The organism is Pulveribacter suum (genome assembly GCF_003013695.1).
In the GTDB taxonomy this organism is placed as follows: domain Bacteria; phylum Pseudomonadota; class Gammaproteobacteria; order Burkholderiales; family Burkholderiaceae_C; genus Melaminivora; species Melaminivora suum.
The window spans coordinates 946,349-966,004 of record NZ_CP027792.1 but is presented as its reverse complement, the minus strand read 5'-3'; the positions used below and the strand labels follow the sequence as shown (position 1 = coordinate 966,004).

Genomic DNA, 19,656 nt, shown 5'->3' with positions numbered 1-19,656 from the left:
GTGCTCAAGCCGCCTGCTTGCGCACCCGGCCCGCAGCCTGACCGGCGCTTTGCCGCGCCCGTTCGCACGCTGCCTGCCTGACGCACCACCCCGGAAAGGAAAACCATGCAAGTCGTCTCCCCCTCAGCTGTGTCCGACTCTCCGCGCGCCCCGCAGGCGCCCTACGCTGCTGCCCAGCCCGCGGGCACGGGCAGCACGCTCGAGCACTACCAGATCATCCGGCGCAACGGCGCCGTGGTGCCCTTCGAGCCGCAAAAGATCGCCGTGGCCATGATGAAGGCCTTCCTGGCCGTGCACGGTGCCCAGGGCGCCGCCTCGGCCAGCGTACGCGAGCTGGTGGACGGGCTGACGCAAGCCGTGGTGCGCGGCCTCATGCGCTCGCGCCCGGCCGGCGGCACCTTCCACATCGAGGACGTGCAGGACCAGGTCGAGCTGGGCCTGATGCGCGGCGGCCACCACGAGGTGGCGCGCGCTTATGTGCTGTACCGCGAGCGCCGCGCCCAGGAGCGGGCGCAAAAGAAGGAGCAGCTGATGCCCCAGCTGCCCGCCCTGTTCGTGCAGGACGGCGGCCAGCGCGTGGAGCTGGACGTGCTGCGCCTGCAGGCGCTGATCGAGTCCGCCTGCACCGGCCTGGGGCAAGACGTGCAGGCCGCCCCCATTGCCGCCGAAACGCTGCGCAACCTGTATGACGGCGTGCCCATGGCCGAGGTGTACAAGGCCTCCATCCTGGCCGCGCGCACGCTGATCGAGAAAGACCCGGGCTACACCTACGCCACCGCGCGCCTGCTGCTGCATACGATCGTGCGCGAGGTACTGGGCCGCGACGTGGCACCGGCCGAGATGGCTGAAGCCTATGCGGCGCACTTTCCGCTGTTCGTGCAGCGCGGCGTCGAGCACGAGCTGTTGAACCCCGAATTGCTGCAGTTCGACCTGCCGCGCCTGGCCGCGGCGCTGAAGGCAGAGCGCGACCAGCAGTTCGATTACCTCGGCCTGCAGACGCTGTATGACCGCTATTTCCTGCACGTGGACAAGGCGCGCATCGAGCTGCCGCAGTCGTTCTTCATGCGCGTGGCCATGGGCCTGGCGCTGCGCGAGGATGACCGCAACGCCCGCGCCATCGAGTTCTACGAACTGCTGTCCTCGTTCGACTTCATGAGCAGCACGCCCACCCTCTTCAACAGCGGCACGCTGCGCTCGCAGCTGTCCTCGTGCTATCTCACCACCGTGCCGGACCACCTGGAGGGCATCTATGAGTCCATCAAGGAAAACGCCCTGCTGTCCAAGTTCGCCGGCGGCCTGGGCAACGACTGGACGCGCGTGCGCGCCCTGGGCGCGCGCATCAAGGGCACCAATGGCGAGTCGCAGGGCGTGGTGCCGTTTTTGAAAGTGGTCAACGACACCGCCGTGGCGGTGAACCAGGGCGGCAAGAGGAAGGGCGCCGTCTGCACCTATCTGGAGAGCTGGCACCTGGATATCGAGGAGTTCCTGGAGCTGCGCAAGAACACGGGCGACGACCGCCGGCGTACGCACGACATGAACACCGCCAACTGGATCCCCGACCTGTTCATGAAGCGGGTCATGGACAAGGGCCAGTGGACGCTGTTCTCGCCCTCCGACGTACCGGACCTGCACGACCTGTACGGCCAAGCCTTCGAGCGCGCCTATACCGCCTACGAGGCCCAGGCCGACAGCGGCGAAATCAAGCTGTTCAAGCGCGTGCCGGCCGTGGACCTGTGGCGCAAGATGCTGTCGATGCTGTTCGAGACGGGCCACCCGTGGATCACCTTCAAGGACCCGTGCAACATTCGCAGCCCGCAGCAGCACGTGGGCGTGGTGCACTCGTCCAATCTGTGCACCGAGATCACGCTCAACACCAGCGACACCGAGACGGCCGTGTGCAACCTGGGTTCGGTGAACCTGTCGCGCCACCTGAAAGACGGGCAGATCGACCACGACAAGCTGCGCCAGACGATCGTCACCGCCATGCGCATGCTGGACAACGTCATCGACATCAACTACTACGCCGTGGACAAGGCGCGCGAATCCAACCTGCGCCACCGCCCGGTGGGCCTGGGCCTGATGGGCTTTCAGGATGCGCTGTACGAATTGCGCATCCCGTACGCCAGCGACGCCGCCGTGCAGTTCGCCGACGAGTCGATGGAGGCCATCTGCTACTACGCGTACCTGGCCTCCACCGAACTGGCACGCGAGCGCGGCACCTATAGCAGCTACGAGGGCTCGCTGTGGTCGCGCGGCATCCTGCCGCTGGACTCGCTTGATCTGCTGGCACGCGAGCGCGGCGGTTTCGTGGAAGTGGACCGCAGCACGCGCCTGGACTGGGAGGCGCTGCGCGCCCAGATAGCGCAGCACGGCATGCGCAACTCCAACTGCGTGGCCATCGCGCCCACGGCGACGATTTCCAACATCGTCGGCGTCGATGCATCCATCGAGCCCTCGTTTGGCAACCTGTCCGTCAAGTCCAACCTCTCGGGCGAGTTCACCGTCATCAACCAGTACTTGGTGCAGGACCTGAAACGCCTGGACCTGTGGGACGACGTGATGGTCATGGACTTGAAGCACTTCAAGGGCTCGCTGGCTCCCATCGACCGCGTGCCGCAGGACGTCAAGCAGCTGTATGCCACGGCCTTCGAAGTCGAGCCCACGTGGCTGGTGGAGGCGGCCGCGCGCCGCCAAAAGTGGATCGACCAGGCGCAAAGCCTGAACATCTACATGGCCGGCGCCTCGGGCAAGAAGCTGCACGAGACCTACCAGCTTGCCTGGCTGCGCGGCCTCAAGACCACCTACTACCTGCGCACTCAAAGCGCCACGCACGTGGAGATGAGCACGGTGAACAAGCGTCAGCTCAACGCCGTGCCCACGGACTCGCACACGAGCGCCCTGGCCGCCGCCGAGCCCGCTACTGACGTGAAGTTCTGCGCCATCGACGACCCCGGCTGCGAGGCCTGCCAGTAACCGCCGCGCAGGCCCCTCGCCAACGCCGCACCGAAGCCGCATGCCACCTGTGACCATGCAACAAAACAGCGCCGCGCAACGCTTCGATGCTTTTCTTTTTGAAGCACTGCTCCCATAATCGGAGCACTGGAAAAGCCATGCTTACCTGGGACGACGAAGTCAAGACCCCATCGCAAAATTTCCCGCAAGGCGGCCAGCACGATGGTCCCCTGCAGGAGCCGCGTCTGCAGGCCGCCGTGATGGCCGTGCCTGCAGCGCAGGCCGCACCCGTGGCGGCGGCCGCGCAAAGCCGCCGCGTCTCTGCCGTTGACAAACGCATCATCAACGGCCAGACCGACGTCAACCAGCTCGTGCCCTTCAAGTACAAGTGGGCCTGGGAAAAGTACCTCGCCACCTGCGCCAACCACTGGATGCCGCAGGAGATCAACATGACGCGCGACATCGCGTTGTGGAAGGACCCTCATGGCCTGACCGAAGACGAGCGCCGCATCGTCAAGCGCAACCTGGGCTTCTTCGTCACGGCCGATTCGCTGGCGGCCAACAACATCGTGCTGGGCACCTACCGCCACATCACGGCGCCCGAGTGCCGCCAGTTCCTGCTGCGCCAGGCGTTCGAGGAAGCCATCCACACCCACGCCTACCAGTACATCGTCGAGTCGCTGGGCCTGGACGAAGGCGAGATCTTCAACGCCTACAACGAGGTTGCCTCGATCCGCGACAAGGACCAGTTCCTGATCCCGTTCATCGAGGCCATCATGGACCCGGCGTTCAAGACCGGCACGCTGGAGACCGACCAGACGCTGCTCAAAAGCCTGGTCGTCTTCGCCTGCCTGATGGAAGGCCTGTTCTTCTACGTCGGCTTCACGCAGATCCTCGCGTTGGGCCGGCAAAACAAGATGACCGGCGCGGCCGAGCAGTACCAGTACATCCTGCGCGACGAGTCGATGCACTGCAACTTCGGCATCGACCTGATCAACCAGTTGAAGCTGGAAAACCCCCACCTGTGGACGGCTGCGTTCAAGGACGAGATCATTGCCCTGTTCCACCAGGCCGTGGACCTGGAGTACCGCTACGCCGAAGACACCATGCCGCGCGGCGTGCTGGGCATGAACGCCTCCATGTTCAAGGGCTACCTGCGCTACATCGCCAACCGCCGGGCCACGCAGATCGGCCTGCCGGAGCTGTTCCCCAACGAGGAAAACCCCTTCCCCTGGATGAGCGAGATGATCGACCTGAAGAAGGAACGCAACTTCTTTGAGACGCGCGTCATCGAGTACCAGACCGGCGGGGCCCTGTCCTGGGACTGACACGCGCCAGAGCATGACGGCCATGGGTTTTCTTTCACGCTCCCTCCGCACCAGGCGCCCTGCGCCGCAGCGGGGGAGCGTTTGTCGCATTCGTGGTGGCGGGCGTTCAGCGTCGTTGCCATGGATCGCCCGCCGCCCAATGCAGGCGACGGGTGCTCTCTGCCAACCGACCCCAAGGAGAAAATGATGGCAACTGCGAAGAAACCCGCTGCGAAGAAACCTGCAGCCGCTCCCGCCAAGAAGGCGACGGGCACGAGCGCCAGCGCCAAGGCGCCCGCCACCAAGAAGGCCGCCGCAGGCGCGGGCGCCGCTGCCACGAAGAAGGCGGCCGCACCGGCCGGCAAGGCTGCAGCCCCTGCCAAGAAGGCGGCTGCGCCGGCCAAGAAGGCCGCCGTGACGAAGGCCGCCGCTCCGGCAAAGAAGGCCGCGGCGCCCGCCAAGAAAGCGGCAGTGCCGGCCAAAAAGGCCGCCACCAAGACCACGGCTGCCGTGACGAAGGCAACGCCGGCCAAGAAGGCTGCGGCGCCGGCCAAGAAGGCCGCAGCACCCGCCAAAAAGGCCACGGCCAAGACCACTGCCGTGAAGAAGGCGGCGCCCGCCAAGAAGGCTGCAGCCCCTGCGAAGAAGGCAGCCGCACCCGCCAAGAAGGCGGCTGTGCCGGCCAAGAAGGCCGCGGCGCCCGCAGCTAAGAAGGCCGCTGCGCCCACAGCCAAGAAGGCAGTGCCAGCCGTAGCGAAGAAGGCCGCCGCACCGGCAAAGAAGGCAGCGCCAGCCGCCAAGAAGGCAGCGCCGGCCGCGAAGAAGGCCGCAGCCCCCGCACCGGCAAAGAAGGCAGCAGCGCCCGCCAAGAAGGCCCCCGCCCCGGCCAAGAAAGCCGCACCCGCGAAGAAGGCCGCAGCGCCCGCGCCGGCACCCGCTGCGCAGACCACGCTGAGCCCGCAGGCGGCCTGGCCCTTCCCCACCGGCGGCAAGCCTTGAGGACGGGCTAGCGCCTCACAAAAAAACCCGGCGCCTGCGCCGGGTTTTTTCTTGTGCCTGCCGGTTCAAAACAATAGCTGCTGCCGCTTGTCTGGTGCGGGTTTGAGATAGAAAGATAACGCAAACTGGCTCTGGTAAAGCGCAAGCAGCTATTATTTTTGAAGCGACGGCGAACTCAGACGGTTTGCGGGTCGAAGTCCAGTTCGTAGTTCTGCGGCCCGCGCCGGGCGATCTTCAAGGCCCCCAGGCGGTTCCCCAGCCGCGCGCAGCGCGCCAGAGGCCAGCCGCGCTCCAGCCCGTACAGCAGGCCGCCGCGCCAGGCGTCGCCGCAGCCGGTGGGGTCCACCACTTCGGTGGGCGCCACGGCAGCCACGTGCGTGCGCTCGCCCTGCTCCCAGACTTCGCAGCCCTCGCCGCCCAGCGTCACGACCAGGCCGCGCACGCGCTGCGAGATCTCCGCCAGGCTCCAGCCCGTGCGCTCGCACAGCATCTTGCCCTCGTAGTCGTTCACGGCCACCCAGTCGGCCTGCCCGATGAAGCGGCGCAGCGCCTCGCCGTCGAACATGGGCAGGCCCTGGCCCGGGTCGAACACGAAGGGGATCTGCGCGACAGCGAACTGGGCGGCGTGCTCCTGCATGGCCTCGCGCCCGTCCGGGGCGATGATGCCGATGGCCGCGCCGGCCTCGCCGGCCACGATGCGCGTGCGGTGCGCATGCAGCATGGCGCCGGGGTGAAAGGCGGTGATCTGGTTGTTGTCCTGGTCCGTCATGATCATGGCCTGGGCGGTGTAGGCGTCGCCCGCCTGGCCCACGTGGCGGGTGTCGATGCCCAGCTCGCGCAGGCGCGCCAGGTACTCGTCGCCGTCGCTGCCCAGCATGGCCACGGGCCGCGCGTCGCCGCCCAGCAGCCGCAGGCTGTAGGCGATGTTGCCGGCGCAACCGCCGAAGTCGCGCCGTAGCGTGGGCACCAGGAAGGACACGTTCAGGATGTGCAATTGCTCGGGCAGGATCTGCGCAGCAAAGCGGCCCTCGAAGGTCATGATGGTGTCAAAGGCCAGTGAGCCGCAAATCAGTGCTGCCATGGGGTGTGCCGAATCAAAAAGTTGTTAGGGGTAGAAGGCCAGCAGCCGGTAGCCGGCCACGGGCGTGCCGCCGGCCAGCTGCACGGGCGCCGTGGCGCTCCAGACGGCGGCAGGCGCCAGCTCGGGCGCGGCGCCCAGCTCGCCGTGCGGACGCAGCACGCGGCGCACCAGCGCCCGGTCCTGGGCGTCGGTCAGCGTCAGCTCCAGCAGCGGCATGGCCACGGGGTGGGCGGCGGTGTTTTTCAGCGCCACCTGCAGCTCATAGCGGCTGGCGTCGCCCCGCGTCTTGAGGAACGACGAGCTGTCGATGACCACGGCGGCGATGTCGCGCGGCGGCTGCAGCGTGCAGGCCAGGCGCGCACACAGCTGCTGCAGCGCCGCGCGCGCCTGCGGGTGGCGCGCGGCCAGCGCATCGCGGTAGTGCAGCGCGACCTGCCCGGCCAGCAGAGCAGCGAGCGCCAGCGCCAGCAACACCAGCAGCCCGCGCACCGCCGGCTGGCGCCAGAAGGCGCTGCGCCGGGCGATGCGCACGAATTCGGGTTCGGGGCTTGAAGAGAGCGCTTCCTCGTCCTCCTGCGCGTCCTCGGGCAGGTAGGGCCGCGGCGGCGGTCGTGGCGCAGCGGCGGGCTCATCGGCAGGTGCGGCAGGCGGCAGGCCGGCTTCGTCGGCGGCCGCCACAGGTGCTGCCGGCGGCGGCGTCGTGGGAGCAGGCAAGGCCAGCGGCGGGGGCGCGGGCACAGGCGCCTGGGCCGGCGCTGGCGTCTCGGCATCAGCTTGCGCGGGCTCTTCGACGGGCCTGGCCTCCTCGGCCGGGGCCGGCTCGTTCACCGTGGGCTCGGGGGCCGCTGGCGTCGGCAGCGGCGCTGGCGCCAGCGCCGGCGTGGCCAGCAGGAATGCGGGCACCGGCGGAGGAGGCAGCCGCCACGAGGCCGGGGCCGCAGGCGTGGTCGCGGGGGCGGGCTGCGGCGCCGGAGCGGCGCCGGGGGCCGGCAGGGGCGCCCGAGCCGGCGCGGGCGCCACGCGCGGGCTGTTCCAGACGCTGGCCGGCGGCGGCGCAGCGGCGCGCACCGGCGGCGCGTGGGGCGTGGCCAGCCGCTCCAGCGGCATGTCGTCCAGCAGCGGCGCGGATGCGTCCGGCCCCAGCTGCTCGGTGGCGTCAAAGACCTCCTTGCACTGGCCGCAGCGCACCCAGCCGTCAGAGATGCGCAGCTGGTCGGCCACCACCCTGAAGGCGGTGGCGCAGTGCGGGCAGCGTGTGATCTGGCTCATCGGCGGAGGATTCTAGGCGCCCGCCGTGCACGGGCGGCGGCGCTCAGCGGCGCGCCACCATCAGGATCCAGCCGTCCTCGCTGTCGGCCACGGACAGCTGCAGCCAGGGTGCGTAGGCTTCTTTGAGCTCATCGGCCTGGCGCTCCAGGATACCGGCGAGCACCAGGTGCCCGCCAGGCGCCACATGGGCGCACAGCAGCGGCGCCAGCACCTTCAGGGGCGTGGCTAGGATGTTGGCCAGCACGGTGCGGTACTCGCCCTGGGCGCGCTCGGGCAGGCCGGCGGCGAGCTGCACGCCGTTGGCGCGGGCGTTGTCTTCGGTGGCCTGCACCGCGGCCGGGTCGATGTCCACCGCATCCACGGCGTCAGCCCCGAACTTGGCCGCACCGATGGCCAGGATGCCCGAGCCGCAGCCGTAGTCCAGCACCGCCCCCAGGCCGTGGGCGCTGCCCTGGCCGGCGATCCAGCGCAGGCACATGCGCGTGGTGGGGTGCGTGCCGGTGCCAAAGGCCATGCCCGGGTCCAGCCGGATGCTCTGGCGCGCCTGGGCCGGCAGCTCGTGCCAGGTGGGCACGATCCAGAACTCGGGCGTGATCTGCACCGGATCGAACTGCGACTGCGTCAGGCGTACCCAGTCCTGCTCGGGCACTTCGGCCACGCCCAGCACCTGGCAGCCGGCAAAGAAGTCCTGCGCGGCCAGCAGCCGGGCGGCCTCCTCGGCCGCCCCCTGGCTGGCAAACAGCGCCGTGACGCGGCTGCGCTGCCAGGCCTCGCGCGGGGCGGGCATGCCGGGCTCGCCGAACAGGGCCTGCTCGGCTTCGGTCTGGGCGTCGGCGTCTTCCACCGACACGCTCAGCGCATCCAGCGCGTCAAAGGCCTCGCCCAGCACGTCCACACGCTCTTCGGGGCACAGCAGGGTCAGCTCATACATGGCGCATTCCTCACGAATCACGATCACGGGCGCTCGGGGCCCACAAAAAAGCTGGCACCCGTCGCCAGGTGCCAGCGTGCAAAAAAGGCGTGGTGGGCCCGCTCAGCGCTTGCGCTGGGCCAGCCACTCTTCCAGGTAGTGGATGTTGGTGCCGCCGGCCACGAAGTTGGCGTCCACCATCAGCTCGCAGTGCAGCGGCACGTTGGTGTTGATGCCCTCCACCACCGTCTCCATCAGTGCGGTGCGCATGCGCGCCAGGGCCTGCTCGCGCGTGTCGCCATGCACGATGATCTTGCCGATCATGGAGTCGTAGTTCGGCGGCACGTAGTAGTTGGTGTAGGCGTGCGAGTCCACGCGAACGCCGGGGCCGCCCGGCGCGTGCCACATGGTGATGCGCCCGGGGGACGGCGTGAATTTGTACGGATCTTCGGCGTTCACGCGGCATTCGATGGCGTGGCCGTTGATCTGGATCTGGCGCTGGGTGAAGGGCAGCTTCTCGCCGGCGGCCACCATGATCTGCGTGCGCACGATGTCCACGCCGGTGATCAGCTCCGTCACCGGGTGCTCGACCTGCACGCGGGTGTTCATCTCGATGAAGTAGAACTCGCCGTTTTCGTACAGGAACTCGAACGTGCCCGCGCCGCGGTAGCCGATCTTCTTGCAGGCGGCCACGCAGCGCTCGCCGATGCGCTCGATCAGCTTGCGCGGGATGCCTGGCGCCGGCGCCTCCTCGATCACCTTCTGGTGGCGCCGCTGCATGGAGCAGTCGCGCTCGCCCAGGTACACCGCGTTGCGGTGCTTGTCGGCCAGCACCTGGATCTCGATGTGGCGCGGGTTCTGCAGGAACTTCTCCATGTACACGGCCGGGTTGCCAAAGGCCGCCGTGGCTTCGGCCTTGGTCATCTGCACCGCATTGACCAGCGCCGCCTCGGTGTGCACCACGCGCATGCCGCGCCCGCCGCCGCCGCCGGCGGCCTTGATGATCACGGGGTAGCCAACGGTGCGGGCGATGCGGCGGATCTGCACCGGATCGTCGGGCAGCTCGCCTTCCGAGCCCGGCACGCACGGCACGCCGGCGCGGATCATGGCCTGCTTGGCCGAGACCTTGTCGCCCATGATGCGGATGGAGTCCGGCGTGGGGCCGATGAACTGAAAGCCGCTCTTTTCCACGCGCTCGGCAAAGTCGGCGTTCTCGGCCAGAAAGCCGTAGCCCGGGTGGATGGCCTCGGCGTCGGTCACCTCGGCGGCCGAGATGATGGCCGGCATGTTCAGGTAGGACAGCGGCGAGGGCGCCGGGCCGATGCAAACCGCCTCGTCAGCCAGCTTGACGTACTTGGCGTCGCGGTCGGCCTCGGAATAGACCATCACCGCCTTCACGCCCAGCTCGCGGCAGGCGCGCTGGATGCGCAGGGCGATCTCGCCGCGATTGGCGACCAGGATCTTTTTAAACATAAGCGCCCCCGCGGCTCATCGCCTGCACGCTGGCGCGTGCCAGGGCAATTTGCTTCGCCCTGCCTGCGGCAGGAACCCCGCGATTGGCCACCAGAATTTTCTTAAACATAGAAGTCTTCCATTGCGCCGCGCACCGCCCGCAGCCTTGAAACTGGCACACCCCAGGCCAGAGGACGGCGCGGATCCGGCTTCGCCGGTCCGCTGACGTCGTCCCCCTTCCCGTAGCGCGAAGCGCGTAGAGAGAAGGGGGAAGCCGCGCAGCGGCTCAGGGGGTTGTTGTTCTCTTACTCAATCACAAACAGCGGCTGCCCGTATTCGACGGCCTGGCCGTTCTCGCCCAGGATGCGTGTCACCGTGCCGGTCTTGTCGGCCTCGATCTCGTTCAGGATCTTCATGGCCTCGACGATGCACAGCGTCTCGCCTTCCTTGATCTGGCTGCCAACCTCGACGAAAGCCTTGGCACCGGGGCTGGAGGCGCGGTAGAACGTGCCCACCATGGGCGACTTCACGACGTGGCCGGTGGGCGCGGCGGCAGCCGCAGGCGCAGCGGCTTCGGCCACGCCAGTGGCAGGAGCGGCGGCGGCTGCGGCCGGGGCGACGGTCTGCAAAGGCGCTGCCATGACCTGCTGCACCACGGTGGTGCCGGCCTTGACGATGCGCACCTTGCCCTCGGCTTCAGTGATCTCGAGTTCAGAAACGTTCGACTCGGAGACCAGGTCGATGAGGGTCTTGAGTTTTCGCAAATCCATGGGAGCTCCAACGGCTAAAACGGGAAGGGCGCGAATTTAACCCAAATTCACCCAACGGTGGCTTATTGCACCGAAATTGCCGCAATTCACTGCTTTTGGTTTGATGCAGTACGCACCTCAGGCCAACGTGGCCCAAAGATCGAGGTCCTGCGCTGTCAGCTCGCCCATTTTACGCTTCAAGATGCTGCCATCTGCCGCAAAAAGTACGGTAAAGGGCAGGCCGCCCCGTTCGTTGCCCAGGGCCCGGCCAATGTCCGAGCCGGCCAGGCCGGCCAGCGCCAGCGGAAACTGCAGCGGCACGCGCTGCAGGAATTTATGCACGTTGGCGGGCTGGTCGATGGCCAGACCCAGCACCTGCCAGCCGCGCCCGCGCTGCTGTGCATGAAAGCGGTCCAGCAGCGGCAGCTCCTGCACGCAGGGCGGACACCAGGTGGCCCAGAAGTTCAGCAGCAGCGGCCGGCCGCGCAGGTCTGCCATGCGCAGCGGCTCGCCCTGCAGGCCCTCGAAGGTCGCACCCCACAGCTGCGCGGCGGCGTCCGGCTGCGCCGGGCCGGGCGACAGACGCCAAGCCGCCAGGCCCGCGCCGCCCAAAGCGGCCAGCGCGCCGACGCTGACCGTGAGCCAGCGGCGGCGGGCGGGCGAGAGGGCGGCAGCAGGCTGGGCGGTCGGGTCGGTCATGCGCGGTGGCTCGTTCAAATCAATCGTTGGGGACGGGCGCCGGGGCCTGCTCCAGCAGGCGCTGCACGGCCTGGGCGTCGCCGCGCGGGGAGCGCCCGCGGGCGTCGGCGCGCAGGGCGCCGCGCAGGTCGTCCAGGTCGTAGATCAGCAGGTGCACGCCGATGTGCTCGCCCAGCTCGGGCGAGGGGCTGGACAGGCTGAGCATCTCCACCGGCTCGCCGCGAAAGCCCGTCACAGTGCGCGGCTCGTAGCTCACGCGGTGGTCGATCAGGGCGATCTCGGCGCTCTTGCTGTCGTCGCAGAACAGGCTCAGGTGGATGTCCGACAGCCGCGTGGCCGTGCCGTGCCAGACGGCGCCGCCCAGGTAGGGACGAAAGGGCTGCAGCCGCTGCATCCACGTCAGGGCCAGCTGGCGCAGGGCGCGCAGCTCCTGCGGCTGGGTGTCGGCGCAAAACAGGCCGATGTAGGCGCGCACGGCGTCTTCCACCAGGTCGTTGTCGGGCAGCGCGGTGCGGCTGGGCAGGCCCAGCTCGCGCACGGCGCGGCGCTTGGCGGCGCCCCACTCCAGGCCCTCTTCCACGGCCATGCGGGCGGCGGCGTTGGCGATCTCGATGGCAAGGGCGCTGGAGGACATGGCGGTGCGAGGTTGCGGCGGGGCAGCGGCCATTGTGGCCCGCCGCGGCGCGCCGGGAGCAGCCCATGCGCTCGCCGGGCAGGGGCTTTGCGGCCTGCGTCGCTATTCTTTCAATAGCTACCAGAGCTTGCCAGGTGCGCCCTAGAGACCGATTTGACTCATATTCCAGCAGTTGCCGCCGGCTTCTTAGAATGCCCCCATGCACATACACATCCTGGGCATTTGCGGCACTTTCATGGGCGGGCTGGCGGCGCTGGCGCGCGAGGCGGGCCACCGGGTCACCGGCTGCGACGCGGGCGTCTATCCGCCCATGAGCGACCAGTTGGCCGCCCTGGGCATCGAGCTGGTCGAAGGCTACGGCGCCGACCAGATGGCCTTGCAGCCCGACATGTTCATCGTCGGCAACGTGGTCAGCCGCGCCCGGCTGGCGGACGGCACGGCGAAGTTTCCGCTGATGGAGGCCATCCTGGACGCGGGCGCCCCCTACACCAGCGGCCCGCAGTGGCTGGCCGAGCACGTGCTGGCCGGCCGTCATGTGCTGGCGGTGGCCGGCACGCACGGCAAGACCACCACCACCTCGATGCTGGCCTGGATTTTGGAGAGCGCTGGCCTGGCGCCGGGCTTTCTGGTCGGCGGCGTGCCGCTGGACTTCGGCGTCTCCGCCCGGCTGGGCCGGCAGGCGGCGGGCCAGCCGCGCCCGCTGTTCGTGATCGAGGCGGACGAGTACGACACGGCGTTTTTCGACAAGCGCAGCAAGTTCGTGCACTACCGCCCGCGCACCGCCGTGCTGAACAACCTGGAGTTCGACCACGCCGACATCTTTGATGACCTGGCGGCCATCGAGCGGCAGTTCCACCACCTCGTGCGCACCGTGCCGCCGTCCGGGCGCGTGGTGGTCAACGCTCTGGAAGAAAGCCTGGCGCGCGTGCTGCACGCCGGCTGCTGGAGCAGCGTGGCCAGCTTTGGCGCGGCCGACAGCGACTTCACCGCCGAAGGGCCGCCGCACGACTTCGCCGTGCTGCGCCGCGGCCAGGACGCATCGGCCGGCCGCGTGCAGTGGGATTTGAGCGGCGTGCACAACCAGCTCAACGCCCTGGCCGCCATTGCCGCCGCCGAGCACGTGGGCGTGCCGCCGGCGCAGGCCTGCGCGGCCCTAGCGCACTTTCACAACGTGCGCCGGCGCATGGAGCTGCGCGGCACGGCCGCCGGTGTGCAGGTGTATGACGACTTCGCCCACCACCCCACGGCGATCCGCACCACGCTCCATGGTCTGCGCCAGCGCCTGGGGCCGGACGCGCGCATCCTGGCCGTGTTCGAGCCGCGCAGCAACACCATGAAGCTGGGCACCATGGCCGCCCAGCTGCCCTGGTCGCTGGAGAGCGCCGACCTGTCGTTTTGCCACACCGGCGGGCTGGACTGGGACGCCGCCGCTGCGCTGGCCCCCCTGGGCAGCCGGGCGCGGACGGCCGCCGACGTGCCGCAGCTGGCCGCCCAGGTGGCCGCCGCCGCGCGGCCGGGCGACCACATCGTGTGCATGAGCAATGGCAGCTTCGGCGGCATCCACGCCCGCCTGCTGCAGCTGCTGGCCGCGCCGTGACGGACGGCGCGGGCGCGGCGCCGCGGCTGCTGGCCTGCGACCCGCCGGGCTGCATGGCGCCGGCGGCCTAGGCTGCCCCCCACAGGCCCCGGCGGCCGATCAGTAGCTGCGCCCGCCCTTGTACAGCGCGTGCTGGCGCCGGTTGAGCTGCGCCACGGCGCCCACGCGGGCCATGGCAGCGCCGGCGTGGGCATGGGTGATGGCCATGCCCAGCGCGTCGGCCGCGTCGGGCCCGGGCAGGCCGGGCAGGCTCAAGAGGCGGCGCACCATCTCCTGCACCTGGGACTTGGCCGCGCGGCCGTGGCCGACCACGGCCTTTTTCATCTGCAGCGCCGTGTATTCGGCCACCGGCAGCTGCGCGTTGACCAGCGCCGTGAGCGCCGCGCCGCGCGCCTGGCCCAGCAGCAGCGAGGACTGCGGGTTGACGTTGACGAAGACGATCTCCACCGCCGACGCCTCAGGCTGGTAGCGCGCCGCCACCTCGCTGATGCCGTCAAACAGCACCTTGAGCCGCCCCGGCAGGTCGCCCAGCGCCAGCCCCGTGGTGCGGATGGTGCCGCTGGCCACGTAGGCCAGCTGCTGGCCCTGCACGTCCACCAGGCCGAAGCCGGTGGTCTGCAGGCCCGGGTCGATGCCGAGAATTCTCAATTGCGCTGATTTCTATAACTGCTGGCGTTGAACAGCATGGGGAGCCAAAGTGCTTTGGATCTTGATCCCAGTGGAGCCCTGTGGGAAGAGAGGGATGATAGGGGCCGATCATGAAGTCTCATGGCCCCGAGGCGCGGAAAGGGATCCGCCCACCGAGCGCATACGTGCGGAGGAGGCACAGGGAAATGCAAAAGGCCAAGCTCATCTCATCAGGCTCGGTTGTTTCGCCAGCGGTTTCTTGTCTCGTCATCGGGGGAGCGCTGGTTGCTGTGCTGGCGGCAAGTGTCTATTTGACTGGCGAATGGCCGTCTGCTTCAGGGTGGTTGTGGACAGGATTTGTCATGTGCCTGTTGCTCGGCATCTGTTGCTTGGGCGTTCTGGGGCTGGCGGATGAGGTGTGGGATCTGGGGGACCATCTGGTCGTGAGCAAGGGCGGTACACGGGTGCGCATAGATCTGCGCAATGTTCTCAAAGCTGAAGCTTCGACCAATTCCAGCCCTGCCCGGGTCACGCTCTACCTGACGACGCCATGTGCCTTGGGTCGCTTGGTCGCATTTCGCACAGCGGTCCGGGTTGGACCAACAAGCTGGAAAGACCCCTTGGCTTACCAGCTCATGGAGCGCGCTCAGGCGGCACGGGATGCAAAGATCGAAGCCGACAGGCTCTTATAAGGGCGCACAGTTGCCGGCTGTCAAGACGACCATCAGGGCAGCTCGCTGCGGCCCATGCGTGCCAGCAGGCTGCGGCTGCGGGCGGCCAGGTAGGGCGAGCCCGGCGTTTTCTCGAAGCGCTTGGGCGCCGGCAGCATGACGGCCAGGCGCGCCGCCTCGCCAGCGGACAGCTGGCGCGCACTCTTGCGATGGTAGTGCTGCGCCGCCGCCTCGGCGCCAAAGACGCCTTCGCCCCACTCCACGCTGTTGAGGTAGATCTCCAGGATGCGGCGTTTCGTCAGCAGCCGCTCCAGCGCGAAGGCCAGCACCAGCTCCTGGCCCTTCCTCAGCAGCGTGCGCTCGCCCGACAACAGCAGGTTCTTGGCCAGCTGCTGGGTGATGGTGGAGCCGCCGCGGATGCGCGGCGCCCGCGTGCCGGCGCGGGGGGTATCCGCCTGTGCGGCCAGCCGGGCGTTGCGCTGCCAGGCCTTTTCCATGGCCTCCCAGTCCACGCCCTCGTGGCTGGCAAAGCCGTCGTCCTCGGCGGCCACCACGGCGCGCTTGAGGTGGTCGGAGATCTGCTCGTACGGCACCCACTGCTGGCGCCAGCGCAGCCCGCCGCCGCCCGCCACCTGGGCCCAGGCCTCGGAACGCTGGAAGGCGGTGGACTCGGGGTCGATGGCCGCCATGGCGGCGATGCGCAGCACGAAAAACAGCTGCAGCGCCACGGCAGCGCACAGCACCAGGCCCAGCCAGCGCAGCAGCCCCCGCATGGTGGCCGTCAAGACAAGGTTTTGCGGAGTTCGGCCAGCACCTGCTGGGCCGGTGGCTGCACGCCGCGCCACAGGGCGAACGCTGCCGCCGCCTGGTGCACCAGCATGCCCAGGCCGTCGCGCGGCTGGCCGCCCTGCGCGCGTGCCCAGTCCAGAAAGCCCTGGGCGGCGGGGCCGTACATCATGTCGTAGGCCAGGGCGCCGGGGCGCAGCGCGCCGGCCGGCACGGGAATGGCGCCGCCCGCCAGGCTGGCGGCGGTGGCGTTGACGATGATGTCGAAATCACCCTCCAGCCCTTGCTGGCCCTGCGCCAGCAGCTCTACTTTATGTAGCGCCGCCAGCTCGGCATGGCGCGCCACCAGGGCCTGGGCGCGCGCTGCCGTGCGGTTGGTGACGACGATGCGCCGCGGCTGCTGCGCCAGCAGCGGGCCCAGCACGCCGGCCGCCGCGCCGCCGGCGCCGGCCAGCAGCAGGTCGCAGCCGGCGATGGACCTGCCGGCGCCCTGCACGATGTCGGCCACCAGGCCCAGGCCGTCGGTGTTGTCGGCGTGCCAGCTGCCGTCCGGCTGCACGGTCAGGGTGTTGGCGGCGCCGGCCAGCTGCACGCGCTGGCTGCTCTGGCTGGCGCACTGGGCGGCCTCGTGCTTGAAGGGCACGGTGACGTTGCAGCCGCGCCCGCCGCGCGCGGCAAAGGCAGCCAGGGCGGCGGCGAAGCCGTCCACCGGCGCCAGCAGCGGCTCATAGACCAGGGCCTGGCCGGTCAGCTCGGCAAAGCGCGCGTGGATCCACGGCGAGCGGCTGTGGGCGATGGGGTGGCCCACCACGCAGTACAGATCGGGGGCAGCGGTCATCAGCGCAGGTCGGTCTCCAGCGTCTGATCGCGCGTGAACTTGAAGCGCGCGACCAGCGCCAGCTGGTCCATCCGGGCGCGCATGGCCGGCCCGAAGCTGCCGAACGGCCCGGCGGCGCGGGCGATGGCCTCGGCGCGGCGGTCCAGCTGGCGGTTGCCCGAGCTTTGCGCGATCTCGGTCTCCAGCACGCGCCCGTCGTGGTTGACGGTCAGCACCATGACCAGCTCGCCATAGAGCTTCTTGCCGCCGTGCTCGGGGAAGTTCTGCGTGCCCTTGTCCTCCACCTTGCGGCGCAGCGCGTCGTAATAGACGGCGTGCACGGCTTCCATGGTGGCGGGGCTGATGTAGCGCTTGCGCGGGCGGGCGTTTTCCTCGTTGATGCGCCGCTCGATCTCGGCCAGCAGCTTTTGCAGGTGCTGGCGCTTTTGCTCCTGCGTCTGCTGCTGGGCGCTGTCGCTGGGCGCGCGCGGGTCGGGCACGGGCATGACGGCCAGCTCCTTGCGCACCTGCGCCAGCAGCTGGGTCTGCTGCTGCAGCATCTGGTCCATCTGGCGCTGGGCTTCTTCCAGGTCTTCGCCGATGGCCGTCAGCGCCGAATACGGCAGCGGGCTGCTGGCGCGCCCTTGCGCGGCGTCGCCGCCGCCGGCCAGCGCCGACTGGGCGATGGCCTGGGCCTTGTCCGGCGCGCCGGTGGATTTGGCGTTGACCAGGATGACTTCCAGCGGCGTGTCCTGGAACACGCGGTTGAAGCCTTGCGGGTCAACGAAGCGCACGGTGAGCAGCACCGCATGCACGGCGATCGACAGGCCCAGCGCGATCTGCAGGGGGGACAGGCGCTTGGGCGCAGGAGCGGCGGCGGTTTTCACGGCGCCGGATTATCGGCGCTGCCGGCGTCAGCGGCGGGCTGCCCGGCGTCTGCAGCGCCGCCCTCGCCCGCGCCCTCGCCCTGCACGTCCACCGCGATGGCCAGGGGGCCGGCCACGGCGGTGTCGTCGTCCTCGCCGGCGTCGCCCTCGTCCACCGGGCCGTCGTCGCGCGCATCCAGCGGGTCATCCAGGCGCTCCAGCACGGTGCCGTTCACGTCCAGGGCGATCTCGTCGATCTCGCCCAGGCGCACCCGCACCCGGGCGCCGCGCGTGAGGGTTTGCGCGCCCAGCACCGGCAGCACCAGGGGCAGCGTGTCCGCGCGCACCAAAAGGCCGCCGCCGGGCATGCCGTCGCGCACCACGGTGGCGTCGATCTCGGTGATGCCGCCCTGCTGCAGGTATTTCAGCGTCCACAGCCGCTCCATGCCGGCCTGGTAGGCGTTGTAGGCGCCGTAGGTGGCTTCAAAGCTGCTGATGACGGAAAACAGCTCCGCGTCCTTGGGCTTGAAGGGCGCGGCCAGCGCGGCAGTCTTGCCGTGGCGCGCGCAGGCGATCACCTGCCACTGGTTGACCAGATCGACGTAGCGGCGCAGCGGCGAGGTGGCCCAGGCGTAGCTCTTGACGCCGATGCCGGCGTGCGGCAGGGCGCGGGTGCTCATGCGCACCTTCACGCCCGGCGCCAGGCTGGCCTGGCTGCGGTAGATGCCGGGCACGCCGTGCTCGGCCAGCAGCTGGCCCCAGCTGCTGTTGGCGACGATGGCCGCCTCGGCCACGATCAGGTCCAGCGGCGCGCCGCGCTTGCGCGTGCCGATGATCACCGTCTCGCTGCCGTCGGGCTCGTCGCCCGCCACCCCCTGCAGGCGAAACGTGTAGTCGGGCCGGGTGAAGCTCTCGGGCTTGCCGCGCACGACCTCGCGCTGGGCCTTCAGGTGGCGCGCCAGGCGGTGCAAAAAGGTGAGCTGCCCGCGCAGATCAGACAAGGCCTGGGGCGTGTTTTCATGCTCAACCGTGGGGTCGGCCAGCCAGGCTTCGGTGACGATGTGGTCCAGCTGGTCGTGGCGCAGGTTGACGCTGACCGGCACGCGCTCGAGCAGTGTCTCGCTGGCGGTCATCGCCAGCGTGGCCTCGTCGATCGTCACGTACAGCGACACGGCCGGGTTGGCGCGGCCCGCGTCCAGCGTGTAGCGCTGCACCACCTCGTCGGGCAGCATGGTGATCTTGTGCCCGGGCATATAGACGGTGGACAGGCGCGTGCGCGCCAGCCGGTCCAGCTCGCCCCCGGGCTCGATCGCCAGGCCCGGCGCGGCGATGTGGATGCCTAGGCGTACCGTGCCGCTGCCCAGGCCGGTGAGCGACAGCGCGTCGTCGATCTCGGTGGTGGCCGAGTCGTCGATGGAAAACGCCTGCACCGGGGCCAGCGGCAGGTCGGCCGGTGACTCGGGGGCGGCCAGGTCGGCAAAGCCCGTGCCGCGCGGAAAGTGCTCGAACAAAAACCGCTGCCAATGAAACTGGTAGCTCGAGGAGATGGCGCCGGCGCGCGTCAGCAGGGCCAGCGGCGCCTCGTGGGCGATGCGGCTGGCCTCCACCACGGCCTTGTACTCGGGCGCGTTCTTATCGGGCTTGAACAGGATGCGGTAGAGCTGGTCGCGGATGGGCGCAGGGCACTGGCCGGCGGCCAGTTCGGCCGCCCAGCCATCGATCTGCGCCTGCAGCTGCTTTTTCTTCTCGATGGCGGCCAGGGCCTGCTCCACCACCTCGGCCGAGGCCTTGCGAAAGCGCCCCTTGCCGGCGCGGCGAAAGTAGTGCGGCGCCTCGAACAGTGCCAGCAGCATGGCGGCCTGCTCGACGGGTGGGGCGGACGCCGAGAAATACTCGCGCGCCAGCTCGGCAAAGCCGAACTCGTCCTCGGGTGCGAACTCCCAGGCTAGCGCCGGATCGATGCCGCCGGCCTGCTCGCGCGCGCCGGCCAGCAGCTCGGCCGGCGCGGGCTTGTCGAATTTGAGCAGGAGGTTGGCGGCCTTGACCTTGACCCGCTTGCCCGAGTCAAGCTCGATCTGCGCGGAATTTTCGGCCTCCGAGAGGATGCGCCCGGCCAGGAACTTGCCGGCGTCGTCAAACAGTGCATGCATAGGGGCGAGATTTTCCCCCATGCGGCCCGGCCGCCCGAGCCGCTGCGGCATTGCTATGTAAAAAATAGCTGCTTGCGCATGGCTGGCGGG

At 69.3% G+C, this 19,656-nt stretch carries 17 protein-coding genes; 5 read left to right on the top strand and 12 right to left on the bottom strand.

What is annotated here, in order from left to right; all coding sequences use genetic code 11:
- Positions 1-105: 105 nt before the first annotated feature.
- From C7H73_RS04370 to C7H73_RS04360, 3 genes are all read left to right on the top strand, one after another.
- A complete protein-coding gene (locus tag C7H73_RS04370; RefSeq protein ID WP_106845527.1) occupies positions 106-2,973 on the top strand; it encodes a ribonucleoside-diphosphate reductase subunit alpha in 2,868 nt (955 codons plus the stop codon).
- Positions 2,974-3,110: 137 nt separating this feature from the next.
- Entirely contained in the window at positions 3,111-4,280 is a 1,170-nt protein-coding gene (locus tag C7H73_RS04365; protein ID WP_106845526.1) for a ribonucleotide-diphosphate reductase subunit beta, read from the top strand.
- A gap of 186 nt (positions 4,281-4,466) precedes the next feature.
- Positions 4,467-5,258, top strand: a complete 792-nt coding sequence (locus C7H73_RS04360; protein WP_106847530.1) for a histone — start codon at positions 4,467-4,469, stop codon at positions 5,256-5,258.
- A gap of 175 nt (positions 5,259-5,433) precedes the next feature.
- Here the strand turns inward: C7H73_RS04360 and C7H73_RS04355 are convergent, their stop codons facing one another.
- The 7 genes from C7H73_RS04355 to C7H73_RS04325 form a co-directional block, all read right to left on the bottom strand.
- Positions 5,434-6,339 (bottom strand): carbohydrate kinase family protein, encoded by a 906-nt coding sequence (locus tag C7H73_RS04355; protein WP_106845525.1) that lies wholly within the window; start codon positions 6,337-6,339, stop codon positions 5,434-5,436.
- Between the two features lie 24 nt (positions 6,340-6,363).
- Positions 6,364-7,608, bottom strand: a complete 1,245-nt coding sequence (locus tag C7H73_RS04350) for a DUF3426 domain-containing protein (RefSeq protein WP_106845524.1) — start codon at positions 7,606-7,608, stop codon at positions 6,364-6,366.
- 43 nt (positions 7,609-7,651) lie between these two features.
- Positions 7,652-8,539 (bottom strand): 50S ribosomal protein L11 methyltransferase, encoded by an 888-nt coding sequence (prmA, locus tag C7H73_RS04345; protein WP_106847529.1) that lies wholly within the window; start codon positions 8,537-8,539, stop codon positions 7,652-7,654.
- A gap of 102 nt (positions 8,540-8,641) precedes the next feature.
- Positions 8,642-9,991 (bottom strand): acetyl-CoA carboxylase biotin carboxylase subunit, encoded by a 1,350-nt coding sequence (gene accC / locus C7H73_RS04340; RefSeq protein WP_106845523.1) that lies wholly within the window; start codon positions 9,989-9,991, stop codon positions 8,642-8,644.
- A 284-nt stretch (positions 9,992-10,275) separates the two neighbouring features.
- Complete coding sequence (accB, locus tag C7H73_RS04335; RefSeq protein WP_106845522.1) at positions 10,276-10,740, bottom strand: acetyl-CoA carboxylase biotin carboxyl carrier protein; 465 nt, start codon at positions 10,738-10,740, stop codon at positions 10,276-10,278.
- A 117-nt stretch (positions 10,741-10,857) separates the two neighbouring features.
- Entirely contained in the window at positions 10,858-11,418 is a 561-nt protein-coding gene (locus C7H73_RS04330) for a TlpA family protein disulfide reductase (RefSeq protein ID WP_106845521.1), read from the bottom strand.
- Between the two features lie 19 nt (positions 11,419-11,437).
- Positions 11,438-12,052 (bottom strand): hypothetical protein, encoded by a 615-nt coding sequence (locus tag C7H73_RS04325; RefSeq protein ID WP_106845520.1) that lies wholly within the window; start codon positions 12,050-12,052, stop codon positions 11,438-11,440.
- 199 nt (positions 12,053-12,251) lie between these two features.
- Between C7H73_RS04325 and mpl the strand changes: the two genes are divergently transcribed.
- A complete protein-coding gene (gene mpl, locus C7H73_RS04320) occupies positions 12,252-13,649 on the top strand; it encodes a UDP-N-acetylmuramate:L-alanyl-gamma-D-glutamyl-meso-diaminopimelate ligase (RefSeq protein WP_106845519.1) in 1,398 nt (465 codons plus the stop codon).
- Between the two features lie 99 nt (positions 13,650-13,748).
- Here the strand turns inward: mpl and ruvC are convergent, their stop codons facing one another.
- Positions 13,749-14,297, bottom strand: a complete 549-nt coding sequence (gene ruvC, locus C7H73_RS04315) for a crossover junction endodeoxyribonuclease RuvC (RefSeq protein WP_106845518.1) — start codon at positions 14,295-14,297, stop codon at positions 13,749-13,751.
- A 185-nt stretch (positions 14,298-14,482) separates the two neighbouring features.
- Here ruvC and C7H73_RS15480 point away from each other — a divergent pair, with 185 nt between their 5' ends.
- The gene (locus C7H73_RS15480) at positions 14,483-14,968 is read left to right on the top strand and encodes a hypothetical protein (protein WP_157948316.1); all 486 of its coding nucleotides are present in this window, start codon (positions 14,483-14,485) and stop codon (positions 14,966-14,968) included.
- Between the two features lie 32 nt (positions 14,969-15,000).
- Here C7H73_RS15480 and mtgA read toward each other — a convergent pair whose 3' ends face one another.
- From mtgA to C7H73_RS04295, 4 genes are read right to left on the bottom strand one after another with little or no spacing between them, the layout of a single operon-like run.
- Complete coding sequence (mtgA, locus tag C7H73_RS04310) at positions 15,001-15,720, bottom strand: monofunctional biosynthetic peptidoglycan transglycosylase (protein WP_106847528.1); 720 nt, start codon at positions 15,718-15,720, stop codon at positions 15,001-15,003.
- Positions 15,721-15,728: 8 nt separating this feature from the next.
- The gene (gene aroE, locus C7H73_RS04305; protein WP_106845517.1) at positions 15,729-16,571 is read right to left on the bottom strand and encodes a shikimate dehydrogenase; all 843 of its coding nucleotides are present in this window, start codon (positions 16,569-16,571) and stop codon (positions 15,729-15,731) included.
- Positions 16,571-17,437 (bottom strand): energy transducer TonB, encoded by an 867-nt coding sequence (locus C7H73_RS04300; RefSeq protein ID WP_106845516.1) that lies wholly within the window; start codon positions 17,435-17,437, stop codon positions 16,571-16,573. The genes aroE and C7H73_RS04300 overlap by 1 nt, the downstream gene beginning before the upstream one ends.
- Positions 17,434-19,566, bottom strand: coding sequence for a ribonuclease catalytic domain-containing protein (locus C7H73_RS04295; protein ID WP_106845515.1), 2,133 nt, complete (start codon positions 19,564-19,566; stop codon positions 17,434-17,436). The genes C7H73_RS04300 and C7H73_RS04295 overlap by 4 nt, the downstream gene beginning before the upstream one ends.
- Positions 19,567-19,656 lie beyond the last annotated feature (90 nt).

Coding starts and splice junctions, on each gene's coding strand:
- C7H73_RS04325 (WP_106845520.1), bottom strand. CDS start 12,052: ATGTCCTCCAGCGCCCTTGCCATCGAGATCGCCAACGCCGCCGCCCGC.
- C7H73_RS04295 (WP_106845515.1), bottom strand. CDS start 19,566: ATGCATGCACTGTTTGACGACGCCGGCAAGTTCCTGGCCGGGCGCATC.
- aroE (WP_106845517.1), bottom strand. CDS start 16,571: ATGACCGCTGCCCCCGATCTGTACTGCGTGGTGGGCCACCCCATCGCC.
- mpl (WP_106845519.1), top strand. CDS start 12,252: ATGCACATACACATCCTGGGCATTTGCGGCACTTTCATGGGCGGGCTG.
- C7H73_RS04370 (WP_106845527.1), top strand. CDS start 106: ATGCAAGTCGTCTCCCCCTCAGCTGTGTCCGACTCTCCGCGCGCCCCG.
- prmA (WP_106847529.1), bottom strand. CDS start 8,539: ATGTATGAGCTGACCCTGCTGTGCCCCGAAGAGCGTGTGGACGTGCTG.
- accC (WP_106845523.1), bottom strand. CDS start 9,991: ATGTTTAAAAAGATCCTGGTCGCCAATCGCGGCGAGATCGCCCTGCGC.
- C7H73_RS15480 (WP_157948316.1), top strand. CDS start 14,483: ATGCAAAAGGCCAAGCTCATCTCATCAGGCTCGGTTGTTTCGCCAGCG.
- C7H73_RS04355 (WP_106845525.1), bottom strand. CDS start 6,339: ATGGCAGCACTGATTTGCGGCTCACTGGCCTTTGACACCATCATGACC.
- C7H73_RS04330 (WP_106845521.1), bottom strand. CDS start 11,418: ATGACCGACCCGACCGCCCAGCCTGCTGCCGCCCTCTCGCCCGCCCGC.
- C7H73_RS04350 (WP_106845524.1), bottom strand. CDS start 7,608: ATGAGCCAGATCACACGCTGCCCGCACTGCGCCACCGCCTTCAGGGTG.
- accB (WP_106845522.1), bottom strand. CDS start 10,740: ATGGATTTGCGAAAACTCAAGACCCTCATCGACCTGGTCTCCGAGTCG.
- C7H73_RS04360 (WP_106847530.1), top strand. CDS start 4,467: ATGGCAACTGCGAAGAAACCCGCTGCGAAGAAACCTGCAGCCGCTCCC.
- C7H73_RS04365 (WP_106845526.1), top strand. CDS start 3,111: ATGCTTACCTGGGACGACGAAGTCAAGACCCCATCGCAAAATTTCCCG.
- mtgA (WP_106847528.1), bottom strand. CDS start 15,720: ATGCGGGGGCTGCTGCGCTGGCTGGGCCTGGTGCTGTGCGCTGCCGTG.